Source organism: Streptomyces sp. NBC_01116 (genome assembly GCF_041435495.1).
Taxonomy (GTDB): Bacteria; Actinomycetota; Actinomycetes; order Streptomycetales; family Streptomycetaceae; genus Streptomyces.
This window is the reverse complement of the sequence record NZ_CP108644.1, coordinates 619,707-646,694: the sequence shown is the minus strand read 5'-3', so window position 1 is coordinate 646,694 and position 26,988 is coordinate 619,707. Positions and strand designations below refer to the sequence as shown.

The following is a 26,988-nucleotide window of genomic DNA, read 5'->3' as shown; positions in this document are numbered from 1 at the left end:
CTCGGTGGAGAACACCTCGGTGCAGAACAAGGAAACCGTCCGGACCTGTCCTTTCGACTACGCGCAGCAGCTGGAGTTCGACCCCCAGCTCAGGCAATTGCTGACCGAGGAGCCGGTGTCCCGCATCCGTATGGCGTACGGAGAGGGCGAGGCCTGGCTGGTCACCCGCTACGAGGACGTCCGGACGGTCACCACCGACCGGCGGTTCAGCCGCAGCGCCGTCCTCGGCCGCGACTTCCCCCGGATGACGCCCGAGCCGATCGTGCAGGCGGAGTCCATCAACCTCATGGACCCGCCCGCCAGCAGCCGGCTGCGGGGCCTGGTCGCCAAGAGCTTCACCCCGCGTCGCGTCGAGCAGATGCGCGGCGGGACCCAGGGTGTGGTGGACCGGCTGCTGGACGAGATGGAGGAGGAGGGGTCACCCGCCGACTTCGTCGCCCGGGTCTCGGCGCCGCTGCCGCTGATCACCATCTGCGAGGCGCTCGACATCCCCGAGGCCGACCGCCCCTGGCTCCGGGCCCACGCCATGACCATGATGAACGTCGGGGCCGCGGGCAAGGAGGACGCGGTACGCGCCAAGGCGGAGCTGCGCGGCTACTTCCAGGAGCTGACCGCGGAGCGGCGCCGCGCCCCGGGCGAGGACCTCATCAGCACCCTGGCCACCGCCCGGGACGGCGACGAACTGCTGGACGACGACGAGCTGGCCGTCATGGCGATGGTCCTGCTCATCACCGGCCAGGACACCACCACCTACCAACTCGGCAACATCGCCTACACCCTGCTCACCAGCCCGGACCTCATGCGGTCCCTCCGGGCCGAACCGCAGCGGCTGCCCCGCACCCTGGAGGAGCTGCTGCGCCACATCCCCTTCCGCAAGGGCGTCGGCATCCCGCGCATCGCGCTGGAGGACGTGGAGCTCTCCGGAGTCCTCATCAAGGCCGGCGATGTGGTGCACGTGTCCTACCTGACGGCCAATCGGGACTCCGCCAAGTTCGACCGTCCCGACGAGCTGGATCCCGACCGGCCGACCATCCCCCACATGACGTTCGGCTGGGGCGCCCACCACTGCCTGGGCGCACCGCTGGCCACCATGGAACTGGAAGTGGCCTTCTCCACGCTGCTGACCCGCTTCCCGGCCCTGCGTCTGGATGTGCCGCCCGCGGACGTCTCGTGGAACACGACGTCCATCTGGCGTTACCCGCTCGCCCTGCCCGTCACATGGTGACGAGAGCCTTCGCTCCAGAGAACGAGGAGAACCCATGGCGACCCTGTGCCGACCGGCCATCGCTGTGCCCGAGCACGTCATCACGATGCAGCAGACCCTGGACCTCGCCCGGGAGACCCACGCCGGGCACCCGCAGCGCGACCTCGTCCTGAGGCTCATCCAGAACACCGGCGTCCAGACCCGGCACCTCGTACAGCCCATCGAGAAGACCCTGGCGCACCCCGGATTCGAGGTGCGCAACCGGGTGTACGAGGCCGAGGCCAAGGCCCGGGTCCCCGAAGTCGTCCGGCAGGCGCTCGCCAACGCCGAGACCGACCCGTCCGAGATCGACCTGATCGTCTACGTCTCCTGCACGGGCTTCATGATGCCCTCGCTGACCGCGTGGATCATCAACAGCATGGGCTTCAGACCCGAGACCCGCCAACTGCCCATCGCCCAGCTCGGCTGCGCGGCGGGCGGCGCGGCGATCAACCGCGCGCACGACTTCTGCCTGGCCTACCCCGAGTCCAACGTCCTCATCGTGTCCTGCGAGTTCTGCTCGCTGTGCTACCAGCCCACCGACATCGGGGTCGGCTCGCTCCTCTCCAACGGGCTCTTCGGCGACGCCATCTCGGCGGCCGTCGTGCGAGGACAGGGCGGCACCGGCATGCGCCTGGAGCGCAACGGCTCCCACCTGGTGCCCGACACCGAGGACTGGATCTCCTACGCCGTCCGCGACACCGGGTTCCACTTCCAGCTGGACAAGCGGGTCCCGGGCACCATGGAGATGCTCGCCCCGGTGCTCCTGGACCTGGTCGACCTGCACGGCTGGTCCGTCCCGAACATGGACTTCTTCATCGTCCACGCGGGCGGACCGCGCATCCTGGACGACCTCTGCCACTACCTGAACCTGCCGCCCGAGATGTTCCGCTACAGCCGGGCCACCCTCACCGAACGCGGCAACATCGCCAGCTCCGTCGTCTTCGACGCACTGGCTCGGCTCTTCGACGACGGCGGGGCCGCCGAGTCCGCGCAGGGGCTCATCGCCGGCTTCGGTCCCGGCATCACCGCCGAGGTTGCCGTGGGCAGTTGGGCGAAGGACGACCTCCGGGCGGACGTCGGACACGACCTCGACGAGCTGGAGCTGACCGCCGGCGTTGCGCTGTCCGGCTGAACCCGCTAAGGCGACCGACGGACGGGGACGAAGGAACGGGTGTTCGCGCTTCGCGGACGCACTCGCTCCGTGACCGGATCCCCACCCCCGAGGAGAACGCATGCGCCTGCCCGCCCGATGGGCCACGGCCGCCCTGCTGCTGATCGCACCGCTGATCGGCGCACCCGCCACGGCCTCGGCCGACAGCGGACCGGAAGGGGTCCTGGTGGAGCAGTCCACCCGGGCCGTACCCGGGCAGTACATCGTCACCCTGGAGCCCGAACTCTCGCCGGACACCGTCCTGCGGGAGTTCGGGCTCAGCCCGTTGTTCCGTTACGGGAACGCCCTGCACGGCTTCGCCGCCCAGCTCACCGCCACCGAGCTCCAAGCGGTACGGGCCCTCCCCGGCGTCCTCGCCGTCGAGGAGAACGCCGAGGTGACCGTCCCCGCGCCCACCGCCGCGCAGTTGCTGCGGGCCCCCGCGGCCGGCTGGGGCGCCGACCGCATCGATCAGCGCGCCCTGCCGCTGGACGACACCTTCACCACCGAGGCCACCGGCAAGGGAGTGAAGGCATACGTGGTCGACACCGGGATCGACCCCGCGCACAGCGAATTCGGCGGCCGGGTCGTGAGCGGGTACGACGCCGTCGGGGACGGCCGCGCGGGCATGGACTGCAACGGGCACGGCACGCACGTGGCGGGCACGGTCGGCGGTGCGACGTCCGGTGTGGCGAAGGACGTCTCGCTGGTCAACGTGCGCGTCCTGAGCTGCGAGGGCCGGGGCACCTGGGCCGGCATCCTCGCCGGGTTCGACTGGGTCGCCAAGGACGCCGAGCGCAGCGGTGTCCCCGCCGTGCTGAACGCCTCGCTCGGCGGCGACCGCTCCACGGCGGTCGACGCGGCGGTCGAGGCCGTCGCCGACGCGGGCGTGCTGCCCGTGGTGGCCGCGGGCAACGACAACCGGGACGCCTGTGACGTCTCCCCGGCCGCCGCGGACGGTGTGTTCACCGTCGGGGCGAGCGACCGGCAGGACAGGGAGACCTCCTTCAGCAACTGGGGCCCCTGCCTCTCCGTCTACGCGCCCGGCGCCGACATCGTCTCCGCCCGCCTCGGCGGCGGCACCGTCTCGCTGAACGGCACCTCCATGGCCAGCCCGCACGTCGCGGGCGTCGCCGCGCTCTACAAGCAGGAGAACCCCTCGGCCTCTCCCGCCGCCGTCTCGCGGTGGCTGACGGACACGGCCACCGGGGACGTGCTCTCCGGTCTCGGTCAGGGCTCGCCCGACCTGCTGCTGTACACCGGCGGCCTCTGAGGAGCCGTCGGACGGCCGGAGGGACGGCTCGCCCGCGGGGCGGGGGAGCGGTGACCGCGCGACGGAATCCGCTCCCCGGCCCGGCCGCTGCCGGAACGGTGACCGGTCCGAACGGTTGGAACGGTGGACGCTCTCTCATTTCTCTGCAACTCTCTGACGGCACAACGCAAAACAGGCCGCAGTGCATGCAGAAACTCGTGTTCCCTGGCTGCGGTCACAGAGCCGCGCCCTCGACGCGCCCTGCGTCGAGGCCGAAGATCGGGGAGCTATGAGAGCCCAACGCTGGAGATGGCGGGCGATATCCGCCTTGGTCGCGACCAGTCTTCTGATGATCGGCGTACCGTCGCTCGCCGCCGCTGCGGCGAGCGGTCCCAACCTCGCCGCGGGCCGCGCCGCGGCCGCGAGCAGTGCCCATGCCGAGTACGGCGCGTCCCACATCACCGACGGCAACCGGTCCACGTACTGGGAGAGCGCGGGAGGCGGACTGCCCCAGTGGGTCCAGACGGACCTGGGCGCGGCCGCCCGGGTCGACGAGGTGAGACTGACCCTCCCGGCGGGCTGGGAGACCCGCACCCAGACGCTGTCCCTCCAGGGCAGCGCGGACGGCACCAGTTTCGCCACCCTGAAGAACTCCGCGACGTACACCTTCGCCCCGGGGGCGGCGAACGAGGTCACCATCGCGTTCCCGGCCACTCTGACCCGCTTCGTGCGCGTCGACATCACCGCCAACACCGGCCGGCCGCGCAGCTCTCCGAGCTGGAGGTCCGGGGCGCCGGTGACTCGTCGGCCGACCTCGCGGCGGGCAAGACCCTCACCGCCAGCAGCGGCAGCGGCTCCCGGGCTCCGGCCAACGCCAACGACGGCAATCGGGAGAGCTATTGGGCGAGCCGCGACGACCAGTTCCCGCAGTGGATCCAGGCGGACCTGGGCGGGGCGCTCGGTGTGGACCGGGTGGTCCTGCGACTGCCCGACGGCTGGGCCGCGCGCAGCCAGACGCTGAAGCTCCAGGGCAGCGCGAACGGCTCGGACTTCACCGACCTCACCGCGTCCAAGGCGTACCGCTTCGACGCGGCGGGCGGACAGTCGGCGACGATCAGCTTCGACGCCACCACCACCCGGTACGTCCGCGTCCTGGTCACCGCCAACAGCGGTGCCGAGGCAGCTCAGTTGGCCGAGCTGGAGATCTACGGTCCGGCCACCGGCGACACCCGGGCCCCGACCGCACCGGCCGGCCTGGCGTTCACCGAGCCCGCCACCGGGCAGATCCGGCTGACGTGGAAGGCCTCCACGGACGACAGGGGCGTCACCGGCTACGACGTCTACGCGAACAACACCCTGCTGACCGGCGTCGCGGGCGACGTCACCACCTACACCGACACCCGGCCGGCCGGGCAGGACGTCAGCTACTTCGTCCGCGCCAAGGACGCGGCGGGCAACGTCTCGGCCAACAGCGAGACCGTCACCCGGCGCGGCGGCACCGGTGACACCCAGGCCCCCACCGCACCCTCCGCGCTGGCGTACACCGAGCCCTCCAGCGGCTCGATCAAGCTGACCTGGGGAGCGTCCACCGACGACAAGGGCGTGACCGGCTACGACATCTACGCCGACAACGTGCTGCGCGGCAGCGTCGCGGGCAACGTGCTGACGTACACCGACACCCAGCCGCCGTCCTCCACGGTCAGCTACGTCGTACGGGCCGAGGACGCGGCGGGCAACGTCTCCGGTGACAGCAACACCGTCACGCGCAACGGGCGGAGCGGCACCGCCTCCAACCTCGCCGTGAACAAGCCGATCACCGCCTCCTCCGTGGTCCACACCTTCGTCGCGGAGAACGCCAACGACAACAGCACCTCCACCTACTGGGAAGGTGCGGGCGGCAGTTACCCGAACACCCTCACCGTGAAGCTCGGCTCCAACGCCGACACCGAGAACGTCGTCGTCAAGCTCAACCCCGACAACAGCTGGGGGCCACGCACCCAGCGCATCGAGGTCCTCGGCCGGGAGCAGAGCTCCTCGTCCTCCAACTCCCTCGTCGCCGCGAAGGATTACGCCTTCGCTCCGGCTTCCGGCAACACGGTGACCATCCCGGTCGCCGCGCGCGTAGCGGACGTCCAGCTGAAGTTCACCGCCAACAGCGGCTCCGGAGCCGGTCAGGTCGCGGAGTTCCAGGTGCTGGGCGCTCCGGCGGCCAACCCGGACCTCCAGGTCACCGGCATCACCGCCGCACCCGCCGCACCGGTCGAGACGGACGAGGTCACCCTGACCGCGACCGTCCGCAACGCCGGCGCGCTCGCCGCCCCGGCGAGCAAGGTCGAACTGCGCCTCGGCGGCACCAAGGTCGCCACCGCCTCCGTCGGCGCACTGGCGGCGGGCGCCTCCGCCCAGGTCGACGTCCCCATCGGGGCCCGGAACGCGGGCAGTTACCCGCTGAGCGCGGTCGCCGATCCGGCCGGCGAGGTCATCGAGCAGAACGAGACCAACAACACCTACACCAGCGCCTCCCCGCTGGTCGTGAAGCCGGTCTCCAGCTCCGACCTGGTGGCCTCGGCGGTCACCACCTCACCCTCGGCCGCGTCCGCCGGCGAGACGGTCACCTTCTCCGTCGCGCTGAAGAACCAGGGAACCGCGGCCTCGGCCGCCGGCGCCCACGGCGTCACCCTGACGCTCGTCGACAGCAAGGGCGCCGCGGTGAGGACGCTCACCGGCAGCCACACCGGGGCCATCGCGCCGGGAGCCACCACCGCACCGGTCGCCCTCGGCTCCTGGACCGCCGCCAACGGCTCGTACACCGTGCGGACCGTGATCGCGGCGGACGCCAACGAACTCCCGGTCAAGCGCGAGAACAACACCTCCACCCAGGCGCTCTTCGTCGGGCGCGGCGCCAACATGCCGTACGACATGTACGAGGCGGAGGACGGCACGGCCGGCGGCGGCGCGAAGGTCGTCGGCCCGAACCGGACCGTCGGCGACATCGCGGGCGAGGCCTCGGGACGCAAGGCCGTCACCCTCGACCGGACCGGCGACCACGTCGAGTTCACCACGCGTGCCGCCACCAACACCCTGGTCACCCGGTTCTCCATCCCCGACGCCCCGGGCGGCGGCGGCATCGACTCCACCCTGAACGTCTACGTGGACGGCGTCTTCCTCAAGGCGATCGACCTCACCTCCAGGTACGCCTGGCTGTACGGGAACGAGGCCGCACCCGGCAACTCCCCGGGCTCCGGGGCGCCCCGTCACATCTACGACGAGGCGAACACGACGCTGGGCAGGACCGTCCCGGCGGGATCGAGGATCCGGCTCCAGAAGGACAGCGCCAACACCACCACGTACGCGATCGACTTCATCAACCTGGAGCAGGTCGCCCCGGTCGCCAACCCGAACCCCGCCACGTACACCGTGCCGGCCGGATTCACCCACCAGGACGTCCAGAACGCCCTGGACAAGGTCCGCATGGACACCACGGGCACGCTCGTGGGCGTCTACCTCCCGGCGGGGGAGTACAGCACGGCCAGCAAGTTCCAGGTCTACGGCAAGGCCGTCAAGGTGGTCGGCGCGGGTCCCTGGTACACCCGCTTCAACGCCCCGTCCACGCAGGACAACACCGATATCGGCTTCCGGGCCGAGGCCAGTGCCAAGGGGTCCTCGTTCGCGAACTTCGCGTACTTCGGCAACTACACGTCCCGGATCGACGGTCCTGGCAAGGTGTTCGACTTCTCCAATGTGTCGGACATCGTCATCGACAACATCTGGAACGAGCACATGGTCTGCCTCTACTGGGGCGCCAACACCGACAGCATCACCATCAAGAACTCCCGGATCCGCAACATGTTCGCCGACGGCGTCAACATGACCAACGGGTCCACCGACAACCTGGTGACCAACAACGAGGCACGGGCCACCGGCGACGACAGCTTCGCGCTCTTCTCGGCGATCGACGCCGGGGGCGCGGACATGAAGAACAACGTCTACGAGAACCTGACCTCGATCCTCACCTGGCGCGCGGCGGGCGTCGCCGTCTACGGCGGGTACGACAACACCTTCCGCAACATCCACATCGCCGACACCCTGGTCTACTCCGGGATCACGGTCAGCTCGCTGGACTTCGGCTACCCGATGAACGGGTTCGGGACCCGGCCGACCACGATCGAGAACGTCTCGATCGTGCGCGCGGGCGGTCATTTCTGGGGGTCGCAGACCTTCCCCGGCATCTGGCTGTTCTCGGCGTCCAAGGTGTTCCAGGGCATCCGCGTCAACAACGTGGACATCGTCGATCCCACCTACAGCGGGATCATGTTCCAGACGAACTACGTCGGCGGACAGCCCCAGTTCCCGATCAAGGACACCGTGCTGACCGACGTGTCCATCTCGGGTGCGCGCAAGAGCGGTGACGCGTTCGACGCCAAGTCCGGGTTCGGGCTGTGGGCCAACGAGATGCCGGAGGCCGGTCAGGGGCCCGCCGTCGGCGAGGTCACCTTCAACGGCCTGAAGCTCAGCGGCAACGCCCAGGACGTCAGGAACACCACCTCCACCTTCAAGATCATCACCAACCCGTAGGCCCGGAGGAGAGGCCGCGGTCACCGGCAAGGAGGCGCTTCCCGATGGCAGGGGAGCGCCTCTTTTGCATGCAATCCTTGCAGTGATAAGTCAATTGTTTGCGTTGCTTACGCTAGTCTTGCGGCATGACGCGACGACTTGCTCAGGTTGCCAAGAAGGTTGGGGTCAGCGAGGCCACGGTGAGCCGGGTGCTCAACGGCAAGCCCGGGGTCTCCCGGACCACCCGGCAGTCCGTGCTGACCGCCCTGGACGTCCTCGGCTACGAGCGGCCCACCCAACTGCGCGGCGAGCGCGCCCGGCTGGTCGGCCTCGTCCTGCCCGAACTGCAGAACCCGATCTTCCCCGCCTTCGCCGAGGTGATCGGCGGCGCCCTCGCCCAGCAGGGGCTCACTCCCGTGCTGTGCACCCAGACCAAGGGCGGAGTGTCGGAGGCGGACTACGTGGACCTCCTGCTCCAGCAGCAGGTCTCCGGGGTGGTCTTCGCCGGCGGTCTGTTCGCGCAGGCCGACGAGGCCCACGAGCACTACCACCGGCTCGCCGAGCGGCGTATCCCCGTCGTGCTGATCAACGCGCCCATAGAAGGACTGGACTTCCCCTGCGTCTCCTGCGACGACGCCGTCGCGATCGAGCGCGCCTGGCGCCACCTGGCCTCCCTCGGCCACGAGCGCATCGGCGTGGTGATGGGCCCCTCCGACCACGTGCCCTCCCGCCGCAAGCTCGCGGCCGCCCGGTCCGTCGCGGCGGCCACCGGCGGGGAGCTGGCCGAGGAGTACGTCGAGCGCGCGATGTTCTCCCTGGAGGGCGGGCAGGCCGCGGCCTCCCGGCTGCTGGAGCGCGGCGTCACCGGCATCGTCTGCGCCAGCGATCCGCTGGCGCTCGGCGCGGTGCGGGCGGCCCGCAGGCGCGGCCTCGGGGTGCCGTCGGACATCTCGGTCGTCGGCTACGACGACTCGGCGTTCATGAACTGCACCGAACCCCCGCTCACCACGATCCGCCAGCCCATCGAGGCCATGGGCCGGGCCGCCGTCGAACTGCTCTGCGCGGGCATCCAGGGCGGCTCGGTCCCCCCGGACGAGCTGCTGTTCGAGCCGGAGCTGGTGGTACGCGGCTCCACGGCCAAGGCGCCCCGCTGATCCCGCGGATCGCGGCGCTGTCACGGCTGCGGCACAGTGGGCACATGGACGACCTCAACGCACTCGCCGAGGAACACCTGACCGCGGCCCGCGCCTCCGCGCACGGCCGCAGCGCCCACCTCCTGCTCCAGCAGCCCCCCTTGCGGCAGACGGTGATAGCCCTCACCGAGGGGACGGCGCTCGACGAGCACAACGCGCCGCCCGCCGCCTCGCTCCTCGTACTGCGCGGCAGCGTCCGGCTCACCGCCGCCTCCGGGGACGCCGAGCTGCCGTCCGGCACCCTGCACCCGATCCCGCGGGAACGGCACGGGCTGCTGGCGCTCCAGGACGCCGTGGTCCTGCTCACGGCCGTCAACGACTGACCACCGGGCGCACGGGGCTCGCAGGCCGACGCGCGCCACCGGCCGGGGAGGGGTGTGCTTCGGCCGGGACGTGGCAGGAGAGGATCGAGCGGAGCCACCGCGTCCGGAAACGGACAGGTCACGCCGCCCACCGCGTCCGCCCACGTCCCCGGAGTACCAGCTTGCCCACCCAGACCGCTTCCGCCGCGGAAAGCACCGCCCCCGCCGCCCTGCCCCGCCGCTGGGGCACCGCCCTGCGGCGTACGCCGGTCTCGCTGTGGAACGACGACGTCACCGACTGGGCCGCCGCCCTGACGTACTACGCCATCCTCGCCCTGCTCCCGGCGCTCCTGGTCACCGTCTCCGTGATCGGGCTGGCCAACCCCGACGCGACCGGCGCCCTGATCGCCGACATCACCGCGTTCGCCCCGGCCGAGTCCGGCGACGCGCTGCGCAGGCCGTTGGAGGCGGCGACCGAACAGCGCTCCGCCGTCTGGCTGCTCGTCGCCACCGGGTCCGTGAGCGCCGTCTGGTCCGCGTGCAGCTACCTCGCGGTCTTCCGCCGGGCGATGCACGCCATGCACGGCGTCCGGGACACGCGCCCGCCCCTGCGGCAGGCGCACATCATCGTCGTCTCCGCGATCGGCCTGCTCCTCCTGCTGATGACCAGCGCCTTCGCCATCGTCATGACCGGCCCGCTGGCCCGCTGGCTGGGCCGCCGCATCGGCCTGCCGCACGAGGGGGAGACCCTGTGGGCGGCGCTGAAGTGGCCGCTGCTGGTCCTCCTCGTGGCCTGCCTGATCATGGTCCTCTTCAGTACCGGCCCCCGCTCCGCGCGCGGTGTCCGCCGGGGACTGCCCGGCGGGATCCTCGCCGCGTTCTGCTGGCTCACCGCGTCGGCGCTCTTCGCTCTCTACGCGACCCAGGTCGGCAGCTACAGCAGGCTGTACGGATCGCTCGCCGGGCTCGTCGTCTTCCTCATCTGGGTCTGGTTCGCCAACCTCTCGCTGCTGGCCGGAGCCCAGTTCAACGTGGAACTGCGCCGGCCCGAGCTAGGGCGGGAGGCCGGCGCCGACGGCGGGGAGCCCGTCACGGCCGCAGAACGATCCTGACCGGGTCGCCCTCCTTGGTCTTCACCCGCCGCACGGCCGCCGCCGCGTCCTCAAGGGGCAGGACGTCGGTGATCGACCGGGAGAAGTCCAGCCGGCCGCCCTCGGCGAGCCGGACGAGCTGCGCCACATGGTGTCCCTCCGAGCCGTAGTGGCCCAGGATCCGCTGCTGGAGGTAGCTGAACAGGGTGCCGCGGGCGACGGTCAGCGGCTGGTCGGTCAGCCCCACCAGCACCAGCCGCCCCTTCGGGGCCAGCGTGGCCAGCGCCTGCTCGTGGACCGCCGGGACCCCGGCGAAGTCGAACGCCGCCGCCAGGCCCACGCCGCCGGTCGCCCCGAGGACCTTCTCGCGGAACTGCGGATCGGCGGGGTCCAGCGCCAGATCGGCCCCGAACTCCAGGGCCCGCCGCCGGGCCGCCGGAGCGGGGTCCACCGCGACGACCGGATGCGCGCCGACCGCCCGCAGCAACTGCACGGCGTGCGCGCCGAGCCCGCCCGCGCCCCAGACGCCCACGGCCTCCGCCGCCCGGACGTCGCCGGTGGCGGTCACCGCCGCCCAGGGCGTCGAGACCGCGTCCGGGATGATCGCGGCCTGCTCGAAGGGGAGCGAGTCGGGCAGGGCGACGAGGGTCGACGCGGTGGCGAGGGCGTACTCCGCCCAGCCGCCGTCGTAGTCGACGCCGCGGGTGTGCGTCCGGCCCCGGCGCTGCTCGCCCGCCTGGAGCACCACCCGCGCGCCGGCCGTCCAGCCGGTGACGCCCGTGCCCGCCCCGGCCACGGTCCCGGCCACCTCGTGGCCCAGGGTGACCGCGTCCCCCTCCAGGTACATCGGGCTCAGCGTGCCGTCGACGAGGTGCACGTCGGAGAGGCAGACCCCGGCCGCCTCGACCTTCACCAGCACCTCGCCGGATCCGGGCACGGGCCTGTCCACCTCCTCGACGACGAGGGTGCGGCTGGGCAGGTGCAGACGCGCGGCGCGCATGCGTTCCATGACGGGTCCTTACGGTGTTCGGATCGGGCGACCTGTCGCAAGTCGCCTTGCTTTGAAACGTAGGCCCCGACCTGCCGGTAAAGCAAGTAGCCTTGCGATACGGTTCGGGGGTGACCACCGAGAAGAGTCCCGCGCCGCTGCGCCGCCGGGGCGAACGCATGCGGCAGGCCGTCCTGGCGGCCACCGTCGGCCTGCTCACGGCGGAAGGACTCACCGGCACCACGGTCGCCGCGGTGGCCAGGGCGGCGGGGGTGCACGAGACGTCCGTGTACCGGCGGTGGAAGACGCGCGAGAACCTGCTGCTGGACGCCCTCGGCTCGCACGCCGACGAGGCGCTGCCCGAGCCCGACACGGGGGACGTGCGCGAGGACCTGGCGCAGCTGATGTCGGCGGTCTCGGACTATCTCGCCTCACCGCGCGGCGCGGCCCTCCTCCATCTCGGCGCCTTTGCCGACGCGGGGTCCGTCGAGGCGGAGCGCCTGCCGTACTGGGACGCCCGGCTGGAGCGGGGCGAGGACATCGTGCGGCGCGGTGTCGAGCGCGGCGAACTGGCCCGGGACACCGACGCCCGGCTGGTGGCCGAGACCCTGGCGGGGCCCTTGTTCGCCCGGGTCCTGCTGACCGGGGCGCCACTGGACAGGGGGCTCGCGCGCCGGATCGTGGACCTGACGCTCGACGGCGCGCGCCCCCGCGGCGGGCGCGCCGCCAACGGCTGACGCACCCCGTGAGGCGTCACGCGCCCGGGAGCGGCCGGGTGCGACGGGACACCTCGAAGGGCGGCCGGGTCACCGCCTGTCGCGGTATCCGGCGACGATCGGCATGGTCTCGCGCAGCACCCGTACGCTGTCGTTCTCGGCGTCACCCAGCCGGTGGCCCTTCCACGTCTCCGTCGCGCTGGAGAACCGGCTGATCCGCCGGCAGTGGTCCCCGCACGCGGAGCGGTACGCCATGATCGTGTAGTGATTGCCGTCCTCGGTGATCCAGCCGGTGTTGTACGGGCGGTTGCGGCTCACGCTCATCGAACCCTCCGCGTCGCCCGCCAGCGTCGTGCGGTCGTGGGCGAGGCCCAGATTGTGGCCGATCTCGTGGCTCGCCGAGTCCAGGCCGATGCCGTCGACCTCGACGACCGCGTAGGCGTACTCGTCCGTGGAACCGTCGAGCGCGGACGTGTAGTCCGCGGTGCCGCCGCCCCGCTCCTGCCGGTCCACGACGAGCGTGACCAGATCGGCGCCGTACCGTGCGCGCTGCTCGTGCACCTGGCGCCCGAGCCCCGCCGAGGCGTGGTCCTTGAGGGTGGCGTACGCGGCGCGGAACTCCTCCGGGCCCTCGTAGTCGGTCGCCGTGTACGGATGGATGACGCGGATGACACCGCAGAGCCCGCCCGCGGCCAGGGACCGGTTCATCCGCGTCGCGATCTCCTGGGCCGACGAGGGGACCCGATGCTCGCCGCCGGCCCGTTTCGCCGCCTTGGGTGTGAAGACGGCCAGCACGTCGACCACGGGACACTCCACCGCCCTCCCCGCTTCCACCGCCGGACGTGCCGCCGCCCGGGCCGTGGCCGGGGCGTCCGCGGAGGCGGCACAGAGTGACGCGCCGACGCCGACGGCCAGGACTGCCTTCACAAGGGTCGCGCGCATGGGGAGTTGGCTCCGTCCGGAAGAGGGCCGGCCGAGGGGCGCCGCCCGGTGACTGAGGGTCCCTCATGTCTAACACTCCGTGATGCTTGCCGCCCATCGTGGCCGAAACCGGTTGACGGCCGTTTGTTCCCTGGCCAGAGGGGTGTGGCGGCGAGGAGGTGGGCAGGTACACGTGTACGAACTCGCACGAATGGAACGGCAGTCGGCGGCAGAGGGGCGTGTGTGACGTGACGGAACAGAGCGAATGGCGGTTCTCCGACGACCGGGGTCAGCAGTCGACGGCGGCCCGGCCGCCGGGACGGGTGCTGGCCTACGTCCAGGCCGGCGCCACCTTGTGGGACCTCGGAATCCGGCCGGTGGGGATCTTCGGCTCCGACCACGACGGACCGGACCCCGACAGGGCGAAGACCGGAACCCTTCCGCTGGACGAGGTCGCGTACGTCGGTGCGGGAGCGGCCCTGGACGTCGAACGGCTGCTGAGCTGCGGACCGGATCTCGTGGTGGCCGTCAGTTACGGCGGCGGCCATGTCTACGGGCTGACCCCCGAGACGGCCAAGCCCCTGGAGGAGCGGGTCCCGGTGGTCGTCCTCGACGTCAGCCAGGCCCGTACGTTCGGTGAGATCGGCGACCGGTTCGCCGAACTGGCCCGCTCGCTCGGCGCCACGGCCCGGCCGGGCGCCGACCGCGACCTGGACACCGCCCGGGAACGGCTGCGCTCCGTGGTCGCCGCCACGTCCGCCGACGCGCCCCGGGTGCTCGCCCTCTCCCCGGCCGGCCCGGACCAGGCGCATGTCGCGCGGCCCGGCATGTGGCCCGAGCTGCGTGTCCTCACCGAACTCGGCGTGCAGGTCGTGGAGCCCGCCGAGGGTCCCGGGGCCAACTGGTCCACGCAGAGCCGCTCCGACACCTTCGCGCTGCGCCCCGAGGTGATCCTGACGGACATCCGCGCCCACGCGGCCCCGCTGGAGGAGCTGCGGGGGAGCGAGGGCGTGCCGACGCCGGTCGTCCCGTGGAACCCCGAGCCCCTCTACGGGCCCCGCGACCACGCCCGGTTCCTCGGCCTGGTCGCGGACGCCCTGGAGGCGGCGCGGGCGAACTGAACCCGGAGCGCTGTCACCGGGCGGCGGATGCGGGGTACGGCAACGGGGCGCGGTTACGGGGCGGGGACGAGGCCGTCGGCGACGAGGCCGGTGAGCACGGCCTCGCCCAGCGCCTGGACGGCGGACTGCGGGCGGACCATCACGGTGAACTCCTTGATGAGCCCGTCGTCGTCCAGGTGCAGCAGGTCGATGCCGTGGATCTCCCGGCCGCCGACCGTCGCCCGGAAGAGCAGGACCGCCGACGGGGCCTCGGTCCCGTCGGCGCTCGTCCGCGAGGCGCCCGCGAACTCACCGACGTAACGGAAGTCCTCGAAGATGCGCAGCAGGACCCCGAAGAGCCCCAGCACCATCGGCCTGCCCTCGAACGGGGTGAACTTCACCGGGCTGTAGAGCCGGATGTCCTCGGTGAACAGATCGCCCAGTGCGTCGAGGTCGCGACGGTCGACGGCGGCGCGGAAACGGTCCACTGCGGTGGTCATGTGTCCTCCTCGATGAGGTGCGTCCTCGCCGAGGGAACGGCGAGTCGGCTTAGTCATGAAAGTGACTAGTCAGTTTCATGACTACCATGAGGGTCGGTGTTCCGGACAGGGGTGGGCGGGGACGTGCCCGGCCGCGGCGATGGAGGAGACGGTCCGATGGCGTTGCGCCACGCGGTGCTGGCGGCGCTGCTCGACGAGGAGCTGAGCGGCTATCAGGTGACGAAGGCGTTCGCGGCGGGCGTCGCGAACTTCTGGCACGCCCTGCCGCAGCAGGTCTACGCGGAGCTGGCCAGGCTGGAGAGGGAGGGCCTGGTCGCCGGGCGCGAGGTCGTGCAGGAGGCGCGTCCCAACAAGCGGCTGTTCCGTGTCACCGATGAGGGGCTGGCCGAGCTGGAGGGCTTCGCCTCCGCCGCCGCCAAGCCCTCCTTCCTCCGGGAGGACCTGCTGGTCCAGATCCAGGCCGCCGACCACCTCGACACCGACGTGCTGATCGAGCGGCTCACCGAACGGTTCGCGTTCGCCGAGGCCAAGGCCGCGCTGTTCGAGGAGCAGTTGCGCAGGATGCGCGGCGAGCGCGACGAGGCGGAGTTCCTGCTCAGCGGCGCACGGATCGGCCCGTACCTCACCTGCCGGCGGGGGCGGGACTTCGAGCGCGCCAACCGTGACTGGTGCCGGGACGTGACGGAGGTGCTCCGGGCGCGGCGGGAGGCCGCGGGGCCGCCGCTCCGGCGGTCGGCCCCGGACCAATTCCTGAATCCGAACTCGCCTACCCCGTAAGCCCGTTAGCCTGTCTGACGTCCGTCCCTCCGGACCACTGCCGAGCGCCATTCACCATTCCAGCGAACGAAGGCACTCCCTTGCTCCTGAGACGACGAATGACCTCCAGAATCGCCTGGGGCGTCGCCGCGACACTCATCCCCACCCTCCTCGGCACCACCGCCGCGGCCGCCCCTCAGGCCGGCCCGGGATCGTCGGCGGCCGCCCCGGCCGCCGCCTCCGCACTGGCATGGCGGGGCTGCGGTGGCGACATCGACGCGAGCGTCGAGTGCGCGACCCTCAAGGTGCCCCTGGACCACCGCAGGCCGGGCGGCAGGAAGATCGAGCTGTCGCTGTCGCGGATCAAGGCCGCCGACCCGGCCGTGCGCCGCGGCGTCCTGCTCTTCAACCCGGGCGGCCCCAGCGGTTCCGGGCTCTTCTATCCCCTGGCGCTCAGCGGTCTTCTGCCACAGTCCGTGAAGGACCGGTACGACCTGATCGGTTTCGACCCGCGCGGGGTCGGGGCCAGCAGTCCGCTCGCCTGCGGTACGACCACCGCCGACGAACGGCTGACGTACCGGCCCTACAGGGAGGCGACGTTCGCCAAGGACGTCGCCTGGGCGCGTGACATCGCCGACCGGTGCCGCGACCGCAACGGGGAAACGCTCCGCCACATCAACACCCGCAACACGGCACGTGACCTGGACGCCGTCCGCGTGGCCCTCGGGGAGCGGAGGATCTCGTACTTCGGACTGTCGTACGGGACCTATCTCGGTTCCGTGTACGCGCAGTTGTTCCCGCGGAGGGTCGACAGGTTCGTCCTGGACAGCGCCGTGGACCCCGAGCGGGTCTGGCGGAGCATGGGGCAGTCCTGGGCGGAGCGGGCCGAGCCCACCTTCGACCGGTGGACGCACTGGACCGCTCTTCACGCGGCGCGGTACGGACTCGGTGACACGCCCGCCGAGGTCGAGAAGCTGTTCTGGGACATCGTCGCGCGCGCCGACCGGGAGCCGCTCGACCTCGGTGGTACCAGGTTCGACGGCGCCGAGATCCGGGAGTACATGCGCTGGGAGATCCCCCACCCCTCCGTCGCCGCCGGCACCCTGGGGCTGCTCCGGGACGCCGCCGCGGGCAAGCCCGTTCCGGCCTTCCCGACCTTCGTGCCGACCGACAACGAGCTGGCGAGCTTCCTCGCGATCGTGTGCGGTGACGCCCGCTGGCCCACCGACCCGGCCGTCTACCGGGCCGACTCCCGGCGCGACAGCGTCCGCTACCCCTTTTACGGCGACTCCGTCTCGAACATCTTCCCGTGCGCCTACTGGGGCCGCCCGGCCGAAGCGGCCACCAAGGTCGACAACAGGGTCCCCGCGCTCATCGTCCAGAACGAGTGGGACCCGCAGACTCCGCTGGCCGCCGCTCACGGCCTGCGCCGGGCGCTGAAGGGCTCCCGGCTCGTCACCGTGGAGGAGGGGCAGGGCCACGGCGTGTACGCGCTCGGCGTCAGTGCCTGCGCGGACGAGGCCGCCACGACGTACCTGACCACCGGGCGGCTCCCGGCCCGGGACGTCACCTGCGCGGCCGACCCGCTCTCCGCGGCCACCTCACGGTCCGCCCCGCCGGGCCCCGCCCCGGCGCCGGTCCGCCTTCCCTTCTCCGGTCGATGATCTCGGCGGCAACTCTCCAAAAAATATTCTGCAAAAATACTTTGGGAAAGTGCTCCTCCCGTTCTACGCTGAGGCCATGGACAGCGAAGACGGCCGTCGCGTACTCGATCCGGCGCAGGACGGGGCCGCCCTGAAGGCCCTCACCCACCCACTGCGCCTCACCCTGCTCGGACTCCTGCGGCAGCACGGCCCGGCCACCGCCAGCGAGCTCGCGGCCCGGACGGGGGAGTCCTCGGCCTCCACCAGCTACCACCTGAGGGTGCTCGCCAGATACGCGTTCGTCACCGAGGCCGAACACCGCGACAGTCGGGAGCGGCGCTGGAAGTCCGTGCACGGCATGACCTCCTGGAGCAACGAGGCGATGCGCCGCAGCCCCGGCGGCAGCACGATCCTCAGCGCCCTGCACCGCCGCCAGGTCGAGCACCTCCAGCAGTCGCTGGACCGCCACGAGATGGATCTGGAGAGCGGCCGCCTGGATCAGGAGTGGCAGGAGCCGTCGGGCGTCAGCGACTCGATGCCCCGGCTGACCCCTGAGTCGCTCGCGGAGTTGTGGGAGGCGATCCAGGCGAAGACGGACGAGCTGACCGCCCGTGATGCCGGGGACCCCCGCGCCGAGCAGGTCGTCCTCTTCACCGCCGGACTGCCGCTGGCCCCGGACCCGGTGCCCGGTCCGGGCCACGTGGACACCCCCACCGGGTCCGCCGCGACCGACGCCGGAGCGTCGGGCGCCAGTGGTGAGGGCGCCGCAGACGAGGGGGCGCCCCGTGGCCGGCGCTGAGGCCCTCGCCGCCTCCGCCCCGGGCGGCGGCCTCGACGAGGTGACCGCGCGCCGCCGGTTCGTCACGGTCTCCTTCCTCTTCTGGCTCCCCATCGGCATGTCCATCGCGACGGGAGTGCTCCTCTTCACCGAACGGGGCATGGGCCTCGCCGCCATCGCCGGCTTCTACGCCGTGCACTCCCTCACGGCCGCCGCGATGGAACTGCCCACCGGAGGCCTCTCCGACGTCATCGGGCGGCGCCCCGTCCTCGCCATCGCCGGACTGCTCAACCTGGCCGCCTTCACCCTCATCGGCCTGGGCGCCGCGGGCTGGGCCATCGTCCTCGGCATGGGGCTGATGGGCCTGGCCCGCGCCCTGTCCAGCGGGCCCGCCGAAGCCTGGTACGTCGACACCGTCCACGCCCACGCGGGGCCCGACGCCGATCTGCGTACGGGGCTGGCGCGCGGCGGCTCCGCCACCTCGGCCGCCCTTGCGCTCGGCACCCTGCTCGGCGGCGGGCTCCCCTGGCTGCTCGGGCTCGCCCCGGGCCTGGGGGAGTGGCTCACCGATACGACCGGCGGGCTCGTCATCCTGCTCTCCGTGCCCGCCCTGCTCGGCGCGCTGGTCGAGGTCGTCTTCGTGCTCTACGTGCTGAGCGCCCTGACCGAACCGCCCCGGGTCCGGACAGGTGTGCGAGGGGTTGTGGGTGGTGTGCCCGCCGCCATCGCCGCCGGGCTCCGGCTCGGCGCCCGGGACGCCCTGATCCGGCGCATCCTGCTGACCGCGAGCGCCGCGGGCGCCGCGCTCGCGGCCCTCGAACTGCTCACTCCCGGCCGGGCCGCCACCCTCATGGGGACGGCGGAGTCCGGGGCCCTGGTCTTCGCGGGGCTCGCCTGCGCCGGATTCCTCTGCCACGCCCTGGGCAGTCAACTCGCGCCGCTCGTCGCCCGGTTCGCCGGCAGCAGTGAGCGCGCCGTGCTCGTGAGCCTCGGGCTGGTGACGCTGGGGCTGACGTTCCTCGGCCTCACCGCGCACGCGATGAGCCCCCTCGCCACGACGGCCGCCGTCACCGGCTACGGGCTGGTGTATCTGGGCCTCGGAGCCGCGGGCCCCAACGAGAACGACCTGCTGCACCGCCGGGTCGACGCCTCGGGCCGCGCCACCGCTCTCTCCGTCCAGTCGCTCTCCCTGCAACTGGTCGCCGCCGGCGCCGGACTGACGGCGGGCTCCCTGCCTCCGGGCCCGCTGCCCTGGCTGCTGGCTGCCGCGGTCGTGCTGGCCGGAGCCCTCCTCTGGGTGCGCCGGGCCGCACCCGCGAAGCCGCTCCCGGGCGGCGTACCGCGTACGGAGACGGACGGCACCGCACCGGTGTCGGCGCATCCGTAGGAATCACTGTCCGGCCGGCCTCTCGGCACCGCCGGTCCATCGCTCGAACGGCCGGCTCGGGCTGTTGCGCGAAGTGGCCGTGTCCGGCGCGGGACTTCTCCACCGCCCTGCCTCCGGATCGTCGCCCTCGACGTGCACCGGCAGGCGGACGTCCACCGACGGATCGACGGGGCAGGATCGGTCCGAACGTGTTCGGAGGCCGCGCCGCCTACCAGGACACCCACGCCACGGCACTCTAGGAGACCCCACCCCATGCTCGACCACAGCGAACTGCTGGTCGTCGGCGAATGCGTCGCCGACATCGTCCGGCTGCCGGACGAGGCCCCCCGGGTCCACCCGGGCGGCAGCCCCGCCAACGTCGCGTACGGCCTGGCCCGCCTCGGCCACCGCGCCGTCCTGCTCACCCAGCTCGGCCCCGACGGGAACGGGCGGCTCATCCGGGAGCACCTCGCCTCCGGCGGAGTCGACGTCCGCACCGACGGATCCACCGCACCCACTCCGTCGGCCGCCGTCACCCTGGACGGGGCCGGGCAGGCCAGCTACGCCTTCGACGTCTCCTGGACCCTCGCCCCGGTCGCCGTCGAACCCGCTCCGGTGCACGTGCACACGGGGTCGATCGGTGCGGTGGCGGAGCCCGGTTCCGCCACGGTCCTGGACCTCGTGCGCGCCGCCCGGGCCACCGCGACCGTCAGCTACGACCCCAATGTGCGGCCGGCCCTCATGGGCGACCACGCGGCGGCCGTGCGCCGGGTCGAGGAGTGCGTCGGGCTGAGCGATCTGGTCAAGGCGAGCGACGAGGACCTGGAGTGGCTGTATCCGGGAGAGGAGCCGGAGCGGGTCGCGGCGCGCTGGCTGGAGCGCGGGCCCGCCGTCGTGCTCGTGACCCGGGGCGGCGCCGGGGCCCTGGCCGTTCTGCCCGGCGGCCGGATCACGGTCGGGGCCCCGCCGGTCGACGTCGTCGACACCGTCGGCGCGGGCGACGCGTTCATGTCGGGCACGCTCCACGCCCTCGCCGCGCACGGCCTCCTCGGTCCCGGCGGCCGTGACCGGCTGCACGCCGTGGACCGGGACGTCGTCGCCGACGTCCTGCGCCACGCGGTCGCCTCCGCCGCCGTGACCGTCTCCCGGGCGGGGGCCAACCCGCCCGGCGCGGACGAGCTCCGCGAGGCGCTCGCCGACAGCTGACGCCACGTCATGACCCGTTCGGCGCAGTCGAACGCACCCTCGTGAGACGTTCCGCCGTTCGTCAACCGGATGCAGTACGGCAACGGGATCGGGGCAACGGGTGGCGAGGAGACGGACGGCCGACAGCACTGCGGAGCCGGGGACGCGGACGGGCGTCTTAGGGGCCGGGGTGCGCACGGCGGTGCTGGAGAGCGTGGCGGGATGGGTACCGGGGGAGCCGGTCGGCAACGACCGGCTCCCCGCGGACTGGGACGTCGACGACGCCTGGGTCCGCCGCCGCACCGGCATCGGCAGCCGGCACCGCGCGGGGCCGGGCGTCGCCACCGGGGACCTCGCCTACGAGGCGGCCTCCCGGCTGCTGGCCCGCGCCCCGGCGGCGGTCGGGGTGGACGCGGTGGTCCTCGCCACCGCCACCCCCGACCACCTCTGTCCGGGCACCGCCCCCGCGCTGGCGGCCCGGCTCGGGCTCGGCACCGTACCGGCCCTGGACATCGCCGCCGTGTGCAGCGGCTTCGTCTACGGGCTCGCCGTCTGCCACGGGCTGGTGGCCTCGGGCCTGTACGGGCGCGTCCTGCTGGTCGGCGCCGATGTCTACTCGACCTGGCTCGACCCGGCCGACCGCTCGGCGGGCGTCGTCTTCGGCGACGGGGCGGGCGCCGCGCTGGTCGCGGCCGGGCGCCCCGGCGATCCCGGAGAACTGCTCGCGTTCGACCTGGGCAGCGACGGCACGGGCAACGACCTGATCACCGTCCCCGGCGGCGGGGCCCGCGCGCGGGCGAGCGGAAGGCCGCCGGCCCCGGACGACGGGTACTTCCGGATGCAGGGCGGCACCGTCTACCAGCACGCCGTCGAGCGGATGACCGGCTCCTGCCGGACGCTCCTGGCCCGGGTCGGCTGGGACCCGGCCGAGGTCGACCGCTTCGTGCCGCACCAGGCCAACGCCCGGATCCTGCACGCCGTCGCGGAGCGGGTCGGCATCGCGCCGCAGCGCTGCGTGACCCATGTGGAGCGGGTCGGCAACACCGGCGCCGCCTCCATCCCGCTGGCCCTGGCCGACGCGGCGGGCCGCGGCCGCCTCCGCTCCGGCGACCGGGTGCTGCTCACCGCCTTCGGGGGCGGACTGACCTGGGGCTCGGCGGCACTGCGCTGGCCGGGTACCCCGGGGACCATTTCCACGGATTCTACGGAAGGAACACAGCATGTCGCTCCCCGCTGATCAGGGCACCGAGACCGGAGCCGGCACCGCCATCGCGGTGACGGGGGTCGGCCTGGTGACACCCGCAGGGGCGGACGAGCACAGCTTCTGGGAGAAGCTGTGCTCCGGGCACTCCACGGCCCGGCGGTGCGAGGAACTGGCCGGTCTCCCGGTCGACTTCGCCTGTCCGGTGGACGGCGTCGATCTGGACGCGGCGGTGGGCGGCCGGTCGGTGTGGCGGATGGCCAGGTTCGTGAAGCTGGCACTCGTGGCCGCCCGGCAGGCCGTCGCCGACGCCGGTCTCGACCCGGCACGGTGGGACGGCAGCCGGGTCGGGGTGGTCCTCGGCGTGGGCGTGGGCGGCGTCTCCGTCCTGGTGGACAACGCGGCCAAGCTGGCCGCCTCGGGCCCCGACGCGGTCTCCCCGCTGCTCGTCCCGATGATGATCCCCAACGCGGCGGCGGGCGAGGTCGCCATCGCGCTGAAGGCCGGCGGCCCGAGCCTCGCCCCCGCCACCGCCTGCGCCTCCGGGGCCACCGCCCTCGCCGTCGCCCGCGACCTGCTGCTCGGCGGCAGTTGCGACGTGGTGGTCGCGGGCGGCGCGGAGTCGGTGCTGACCCCGCTGGTGGTCACCGCGTTCGCCCGGATGGGCGCGCTCTCCACCCGCACCGGCGACCCGGCGGGCGCGTCCCGCCCGTTCGCCGCCGACCGGGACGGCTTCGTCATCGGCGAGGGCGCCGCGATGCTCGTCCTGGAGCGCGAGGCGGGGGCCCGCGCCCGCGGCGGCCGCCCGCGCGCCCTGCTCACCGGGGCCGGCTCCAGCACGGACGCCCACCACCCCACCGCCCCGGCCCCCGACGGGTACGGCGCCCAGCGGGCGGTCCAGGCGGCGCTGGACCAGGCGGGCTGGACGCCCGGCGACGTCGACCACATCAACGCCCACGGCACCTCCACACCCCTCAACGACGCGATGGAGACCACCCTCATCTCCCGGCTCTTCCCGCACCGGCCGCCGGTGACCGCGCCCAAGGGAGTCGTCGGGCACACCCTGGCGGCGGCGGGCGCGATCGAGGCGGTGGCCACCGTCCTGACGCTGGAACGTTCCGTCATCCCGCCGGTCGCCAACCTGGACGCGTTCCCCGACGCCTTCCCGCTCGACTGCGTGACCAAGGAGCCCCGTCACCAGCGGGTCGAGACGGCCCTGAGCCACTCCTTCGGCTTCGGCGGCCACAACGTCGCCCTGGCGTTCCAACGCGCCTGATCCACAGGGGCATTTCGGGACGGCGAGGGTGTCCTCGCCGTTCCTTGATCGTTACTCTGTCGTGACCGTAATCATGAACGACGCGGCCCCGCCGTCCACGAACGACCTGCTCACAGCGGTGCTCTTCGGACCGAACTTCCGCCAGGAGCACGGGTTCTGGCGTCGGCTGCTCACGACAGAACCGTTTCGCCGTCCCGGTAGCGGCACCCCCGACGAACGACTCGCCCTCTCCTACCACCGGCTGCGGATCCTCAACAACACGCTCGACAGCGGCGCGAGGCTGGCAGCCGACCCCCGGGCGCTGGCCGCCCTGCACGAGTGGCTCGGCCCCGTCGACCCGGCACTGACCACGGTGGCGGGCATCCACTACAACCTCTTCCTCGGCAGCCTCCTCGACCACGACGCGGGCACGCTCCGCGACTTGTCGGAGTTCCTCGCCCTGCGGCGCGTGGGCACCTTCCTCTGTACGGAGGTGGCGCACGGCAACGACGCGGCGGCCATCGAGACGACCGCGACCTACGACCGCGAACGCGACGGCTTCGTGCTGCACACCCCGCACGCCGGGGCGCAGAAGTTCATGCCCAACACCAGCCCGGCCGGAGGTCCCAAGTCCGGTGTCGTGACGGCCCGGCTGCTCGTCGACGGCGCCGACCACGGTGTCTTCCTCTTCCTCGTCCCGCTCACCGACGCCCACCGCGCCCTGCCCGGCGTCCGGGTGCGGCGGCTGCCCGCCCGGATGGGTTCCCCGGTCGACCACTGCCTGACCTCCTTCGACCGCCGCTTCGTCCCGCGCGGCGCGCTGCTCGCCGGAGAGCACGGGCGGATCGGCGACGACGGGCGCTTCCGCAGCGAAGTCCCCAACCGCAGAAGGCGGTTCCTCGCCTCCATCGGCCGGGTCACGCCCGGCAAGCTCTCCATGAGCGCCTGCGCGGTCGGCTCCGCCCGGGTCACCCTGGCCATCGCCGTCCGCTACGCCGGTCACCGGATGATCTCCGGTTCGCGCCCCGCCCAACGGGTCCCGGTGTACGCGCACCGCACCCACCACGGGCCGCTGGCCGGAGCGATGGCCACCGTCTACGCGATGAGCCTGCTGCACCGCAGGGCCCTGGACCGCTGGGAGTCGGCCCCGGCGGCCGGCCGGGGCGAGGCGGAGCGCCTGGTGGCGGTCGCCAAGGGGTGGATCACCTGGCAGGCGCGTGCCGTCATCGTCGAATGCCGCGAACGGTGCGGCGCCCAGGGCCTCATGGAGAACAACGGCATGACCGAGCTGTTCACCGGCATCGAGGGCGCGATCACCGCCGAGGGCGACAACCTCGCCGTGCACGCCAAGGCGGCCGCCGAGATGCTGTTCAGCGCCACCGCCCCGGAACCGCCCCCGGAAGGCCCCGGCGACACGGGCGACCCCGCGTTCCTCGGCCGGCTGTTCGCGGCCGTGGAGGACCTCTGGTTCGCCCGCGCCCGCGAGCGGATGGCCGCCGCCCCGCCCGGCGACCCGCTCGGCCGGTGGAACGCCGCCTCCTCGGCCGCGCTGCGCGGCGTCGAGGCACACGCCTACCGGCAGGCGGACGAAGCGTACGCCGAGGCCGTCGCCTCCCTGCCCGAGGGTGCGGCGCGCGAACGGCTGACCGAGCTGCGCCGGCTCTTCGCGCTCCGGTGGATCGCCCGCAACAGCGGCGACCTCCTCGCCTCCGGACGGCTGACAGCCGATCAGGTCACCTTTCTGCCCGACGCGGTGGAGGACGCGGTCGCCGTCGTGGCCGAACACACCCCCGCCCTGGTGGAGTCCTTCGCCCTCCCCGAGCGCCTGATGTCGGACTGGCCGATCGCGGGGCCCGGCTACGCGGACGTCTACGACGACCCGGAGGGGCCCTGGCACCGGGGCCGCCGGGCGGGAATCCGGGGCCGCGCGGCGGAGTTCCGGCGACCCGTCTGCGGCAGCAGGAGGCGCCCGCTGCGCGAGAAGGTGGCGGCGCTCGGTACCCGGGGGGTCCTGCTGGCGTACTGGGGGACCACCTCCATGCTCTCCCGATGGTTCGAGAAGCCGCAGGTGAGCGTAGATGAATCGGTTCGCCCGAAGGCGTAACCGGAGGGTCGCCATCCAGTTACATCGGGCGGTGGGCCGTCGCGTTCGCACACCCGCCGCGCGGCACGAAGCCAAGCCGATGAGACGCCGATGAGAGGAATCACCATGAAGACCATCCACCCCAAGATCACCGAGGTGCTGACCGGGACGTTCAAGGTGCCCGCCGCCGAGATCCTGCCGGAGTCCACCATGGACAGCCTGGAGATGGACTCCCTCGCGGTCGCCGAGTTCGCCGTCGTCATCAAGGAGACCCTGGGCGTCGACGCGGACTCGCAGAAGCTGTACAAGGACGCCACGCTGGCCGACATCTCCGCCTACATCGACGTGGCCGTCGGCAGCGCGGCGGCGGAGGCCACGGTGCCGGTGAGCAACACCCGATGAAGCGACCCGCCATCGCCGTCACCGGGCTCGGAATGATCACCCCGGCCGGCCACACCACCGACACCACCTGGGACGGCGTCTGCGCGGGCGTGTCGCCCGCCCGCACCGTCCCCGAACTGCTGGGCTGCGAAGTCGACTTCGCCTGTACGGTCTCCGGCGTCGACCTCGACGACGCGGTCGGCGGCCGGACCGCCTTCCGGATGGGCCGGTACGTCAAGTTCGCCGTCCTGGCCGCCCGGGAGGCGGTCGCCGACGCCGGGCTCGACCCCGCGCACTGGGACGGCACCCGCGTCGCCGTCGTCGTCGGCACCAGCAGCGGAGGATCCGCCGGACTCACCGAACAGGCCGTCGTCCTGGAGCGGCGGGGCCCCGGCGCCACCTCGCCCTCGGGCATCCTGCTGACCATCCCGAACATGCCCGCGGCCGAGATCGCCATCGGGATGCGGGCCACCGGCCCCAGCCTGGCGCCGTGCACGGCCTGTTCGTCCGGGGTGACCGCGCTGTCGGTGGCCCGGGACATGCTGACGCTGGGCCAGTGCGACATCGCCATCGCCGGGGCCACCGAGTCGATCGTGTTCCCGGTCGCCATGACCGGCTTCGCCCGCTCGGGCGCGGCGGCGCTGCGGGACGGCGACCCCGCCCGCCTCTGCCGCCCCTTCTCGGCGGACCGGGCCGGGATCGTCATGGGCGAGGGCGCGGCCATCATGGTCCTGGAGCGGGCGGAGGACGCCCGGGCGAGAGGCGCCGTCCCCCGGGCGCTGATCGCGGGCGCGGGCGCCACCACCGACGCCCACCACCCCACCAGCCCCCACCCGTCCGGGGACGTCGCACGGGCGGCGGTCGACGCCGCGCTGCGCGACGCCGGCTGGCGCGCCGAGGACGTCGACCACGTCAACGCGCACGGGACGTCGACCCCCCTCAACGACGCCACCGAGGCCGCCCTCATCGCCCGGTCCTATCCGCACCGGCCGCCCGTCACCGCACCCAAGGGCGTGCTGGGTCACTGCATGGGGGCGGCCGGCGCCATCGAGGCGGGCCTGACGATCCTGACGCTCCAGCACGGAGTGGTCCCCCCGATCGCGAACCTGGACGCCCCCGAGCCCGGGTTCGACATCGACTGCGTCACCAAGGTCCCGCGCGAGGTGCCCGTACGGCGGGCCGTCAGCCACTCCTTCGGCTTCGGCGGCCAGAACGCGGTGATCGCGCTCCAGGCTCCGTAACCCCCGCTCCGGAGCCGGGCGGAATCCGCCGGGCCGGTGTGGCGGGCCGATCCCGCGCCGCACCGGCCTCGTGCACAGCGGCCCGC

General features: G+C 72.8%; 21 protein-coding genes and 1 pseudogene. 19 read left to right on the top strand and 3 right to left on the bottom strand.

All coding sequences use genetic code 11. The features are described from left to right. Positions 1–4: 4 nt before the first annotated feature. The 7 genes and pseudogenes from OG245_RS02610 to OG245_RS02580 all read left to right on the top strand — a co-directional run bounded on the left by OG245_RS02610 (position 5) and on the right by OG245_RS02580 (position 10,809). A complete protein-coding gene (locus tag OG245_RS02610) occupies positions 5–1,225 on the top strand; it encodes a cytochrome P450 (protein ID WP_371621912.1) in 1,221 nt (406 codons plus the stop codon). Then, complete coding sequence (locus OG245_RS02605; RefSeq protein WP_371621911.1) at positions 1,149–2,378, top strand: type III polyketide synthase; 1,230 nt, start codon at positions 1,149–1,151, stop codon at positions 2,376–2,378. The genes OG245_RS02610 and OG245_RS02605 overlap by 77 nt, the downstream gene beginning before the upstream one ends. Positions 2,379–2,478: 100 nt before the next feature. After that, positions 2,479–3,669, top strand: coding sequence for a S8 family peptidase (locus OG245_RS02600; protein WP_371621910.1), 1,191 nt, complete (start codon positions 2,479–2,481; stop codon positions 3,667–3,669). Positions 3,670–3,937: 268 nt separating this feature from the next. Continuing rightward, positions 3,938–8,223 (top strand): annotated as a pseudogene (locus tag OG245_RS02595) (discoidin domain-containing protein). A 125-nt stretch (positions 8,224–8,348) separates the two neighbouring features. Further along, positions 8,349–9,356, top strand: coding sequence for a LacI family DNA-binding transcriptional regulator (locus OG245_RS02590; RefSeq protein ID WP_371621909.1), 1,008 nt, complete (start codon positions 8,349–8,351; stop codon positions 9,354–9,356). Positions 9,357–9,400: 44 nt separating this feature from the next. Next, complete coding sequence (locus OG245_RS02585; protein ID WP_003970941.1) at positions 9,401–9,718, top strand: hypothetical protein; 318 nt, start codon at positions 9,401–9,403, stop codon at positions 9,716–9,718. A gap of 161 nt (positions 9,719–9,879) precedes the next feature. After that, positions 9,880–10,809, top strand: a complete 930-nt coding sequence (locus OG245_RS02580; RefSeq protein ID WP_371621908.1) for a YihY/virulence factor BrkB family protein — start codon at positions 9,880–9,882, stop codon at positions 10,807–10,809. Here OG245_RS02580 and OG245_RS02575 read toward each other — a convergent pair. Further along, positions 10,787–11,797: a zinc-binding dehydrogenase gene (locus OG245_RS02575; protein WP_371621907.1), complete on the bottom strand. Its 1,011-nt coding sequence runs from the start codon at positions 11,795–11,797 to the stop codon at positions 10,787–10,789. The two genes, OG245_RS02580 and OG245_RS02575, sit on opposite strands and share 23 nt — an antisense overlap. Positions 11,798–11,907: 110 nt before the next feature. Here OG245_RS02575 and OG245_RS02570 point away from each other — a divergent pair, with 110 nt between their 5' ends. Next, positions 11,908–12,513: a TetR-like C-terminal domain-containing protein gene (locus OG245_RS02570; protein ID WP_371621906.1), complete on the top strand. Its 606-nt coding sequence runs from the start codon at positions 11,908–11,910 to the stop codon at positions 12,511–12,513. A gap of 69 nt (positions 12,514–12,582) precedes the next feature. On the opposite strand, the gene OG245_RS02565 is transcribed toward OG245_RS02570, so the two are convergent. Beyond that, complete coding sequence (locus tag OG245_RS02565; protein WP_371621905.1) at positions 12,583–13,434, bottom strand: M12 family metallo-peptidase; 852 nt, start codon at positions 13,432–13,434, stop codon at positions 12,583–12,585. 227 nt (positions 13,435–13,661) lie between these two features. Here OG245_RS02565 and OG245_RS02560 point away from each other — a divergent pair, with 227 nt between their 5' ends. After that, entirely contained in the window at positions 13,662–14,534 is an 873-nt protein-coding gene (locus tag OG245_RS02560) for an ABC transporter substrate-binding protein (RefSeq protein ID WP_371621904.1), read from the top strand. A gap of 53 nt (positions 14,535–14,587) precedes the next feature. Here the strand turns inward: OG245_RS02560 and OG245_RS02555 are convergent, their stop codons facing one another. Further along, on the bottom strand, positions 14,588–15,013 hold the full coding sequence (locus OG245_RS02555; RefSeq protein WP_371621903.1) for a nuclear transport factor 2 family protein: 426 nt from the start codon (positions 15,011–15,013) through the stop codon (positions 14,588–14,590). A 156-nt stretch (positions 15,014–15,169) separates the two neighbouring features. On the opposite strand from OG245_RS02555, the gene OG245_RS02550 reads away from it, so the two are divergent. From OG245_RS02550 to OG245_RS02505, 10 genes are all read left to right on the top strand, one after another. After that, positions 15,170–15,790, top strand: coding sequence for a PadR family transcriptional regulator (locus OG245_RS02550; RefSeq protein WP_371621902.1), 621 nt, complete (start codon positions 15,170–15,172; stop codon positions 15,788–15,790). A 98-nt stretch (positions 15,791–15,888) separates the two neighbouring features. Then, positions 15,889–17,433 (top strand): alpha/beta hydrolase, encoded by a 1,545-nt coding sequence (locus OG245_RS02545; RefSeq protein ID WP_371621901.1) that lies wholly within the window; start codon positions 15,889–15,891, stop codon positions 17,431–17,433. A gap of 76 nt (positions 17,434–17,509) precedes the next feature. After that, positions 17,510–18,211, top strand: coding sequence for a helix-turn-helix domain-containing protein (locus OG245_RS02540; protein ID WP_371621900.1), 702 nt, complete (start codon positions 17,510–17,512; stop codon positions 18,209–18,211). After that, the gene (locus tag OG245_RS02535) at positions 18,198–19,577 is read left to right on the top strand and encodes an MFS transporter (protein ID WP_371621899.1); all 1,380 of its coding nucleotides are present in this window, start codon (positions 18,198–18,200) and stop codon (positions 19,575–19,577) included. The genes OG245_RS02540 and OG245_RS02535 overlap by 14 nt, the downstream gene beginning before the upstream one ends. 252 nt (positions 19,578–19,829) lie before the next feature. Next, positions 19,830–20,762, top strand: a complete 933-nt coding sequence (locus OG245_RS02530; RefSeq protein WP_371621898.1) for a carbohydrate kinase — start codon at positions 19,830–19,832, stop codon at positions 20,760–20,762. Positions 20,763–20,931: 169 nt separating this feature from the next. After that, the gene (locus tag OG245_RS02525; protein ID WP_371621897.1) at positions 20,932–21,978 is read left to right on the top strand and encodes a beta-ketoacyl-ACP synthase III; all 1,047 of its coding nucleotides are present in this window, start codon (positions 20,932–20,934) and stop codon (positions 21,976–21,978) included. Beyond that, complete coding sequence (locus OG245_RS02520) at positions 21,962–23,218, top strand: beta-ketoacyl synthase (RefSeq protein ID WP_371621896.1); 1,257 nt, start codon at positions 21,962–21,964, stop codon at positions 23,216–23,218. Before OG245_RS02525 ends, OG245_RS02520 begins: the two co-directional genes overlap by 17 nt. Positions 23,219–23,291: 73 nt before the next feature. After that, positions 23,292–25,301: an acyl-CoA dehydrogenase gene (locus OG245_RS02515; protein WP_371627790.1), complete on the top strand. Its 2,010-nt coding sequence runs from the start codon at positions 23,292–23,294 to the stop codon at positions 25,299–25,301. A 105-nt stretch (positions 25,302–25,406) separates the two neighbouring features. Continuing rightward, entirely contained in the window at positions 25,407–25,682 is a 276-nt protein-coding gene (locus tag OG245_RS02510; protein ID WP_371621895.1) for an acyl carrier protein, read from the top strand. Continuing rightward, a complete protein-coding gene (locus OG245_RS02505) occupies positions 25,679–26,902 on the top strand; it encodes a beta-ketoacyl synthase (protein ID WP_371621894.1) in 1,224 nt (407 codons plus the stop codon). Before OG245_RS02510 ends, OG245_RS02505 begins: the two co-directional genes overlap by 4 nt. Positions 26,903–26,988 lie beyond the last annotated feature (86 nt).

What these genes read in the sequence shown, in the direction of transcription:
- OG245_RS02545 (WP_371621901.1), top strand. Translation starts at nt 15,889, where the DNA reads ATGACCTCCAGAATCGCCTGGGGCGTCGCCGCGACACTCATCCCCACC.
- OG245_RS02585 (WP_003970941.1), top strand. Translation starts at nt 9,401, where the DNA reads ATGGACGACCTCAACGCACTCGCCGAGGAACACCTGACCGCGGCCCGC.
- OG245_RS02605 (WP_371621911.1), top strand. Translation starts at nt 1,149, where the DNA reads ATGTGCCGCCCGCGGACGTCTCGTGGAACACGACGTCCATCTGGCGTT.
- OG245_RS02520 (WP_371621896.1), top strand. Translation starts at nt 21,962, where the DNA reads ATGTCGCTCCCCGCTGATCAGGGCACCGAGACCGGAGCCGGCACCGCC.
- OG245_RS02590 (WP_371621909.1), top strand. Translation starts at nt 8,349, where the DNA reads ATGACGCGACGACTTGCTCAGGTTGCCAAGAAGGTTGGGGTCAGCGAG.
- OG245_RS02575 (WP_371621907.1), bottom strand. Translation starts at nt 11,797, where the DNA reads ATGGAACGCATGCGCGCCGCGCGTCTGCACCTGCCCAGCCGCACCCTC.
- OG245_RS02515 (WP_371627790.1), top strand. Translation starts at nt 23,292, where the DNA reads ATGAACGACGCGGCCCCGCCGTCCACGAACGACCTGCTCACAGCGGTG.
- OG245_RS02550 (WP_371621902.1), top strand. Translation starts at nt 15,170, where the DNA reads ATGGCGTTGCGCCACGCGGTGCTGGCGGCGCTGCTCGACGAGGAGCTG.
- OG245_RS02505 (WP_371621894.1), top strand. Translation starts at nt 25,679, where the DNA reads ATGAAGCGACCCGCCATCGCCGTCACCGGGCTCGGAATGATCACCCCG.
- OG245_RS02510 (WP_371621895.1), top strand. Translation starts at nt 25,407, where the DNA reads ATGAAGACCATCCACCCCAAGATCACCGAGGTGCTGACCGGGACGTTC.
- OG245_RS02565 (WP_371621905.1), bottom strand. Translation starts at nt 13,434, where the DNA reads ATGCGCGCGACCCTTGTGAAGGCAGTCCTGGCCGTCGGCGTCGGCGCG.
- OG245_RS02540 (WP_371621900.1), top strand. Translation starts at nt 17,510, where the DNA reads ATGGACAGCGAAGACGGCCGTCGCGTACTCGATCCGGCGCAGGACGGG.
- OG245_RS02555 (WP_371621903.1), bottom strand. Translation starts at nt 15,013, where the DNA reads ATGACCACCGCAGTGGACCGTTTCCGCGCCGCCGTCGACCGTCGCGAC.
- OG245_RS02530 (WP_371621898.1), top strand. Translation starts at nt 19,830, where the DNA reads ATGCTCGACCACAGCGAACTGCTGGTCGTCGGCGAATGCGTCGCCGAC.
- OG245_RS02600 (WP_371621910.1), top strand. Translation starts at nt 2,479, where the DNA reads ATGCGCCTGCCCGCCCGATGGGCCACGGCCGCCCTGCTGCTGATCGCA.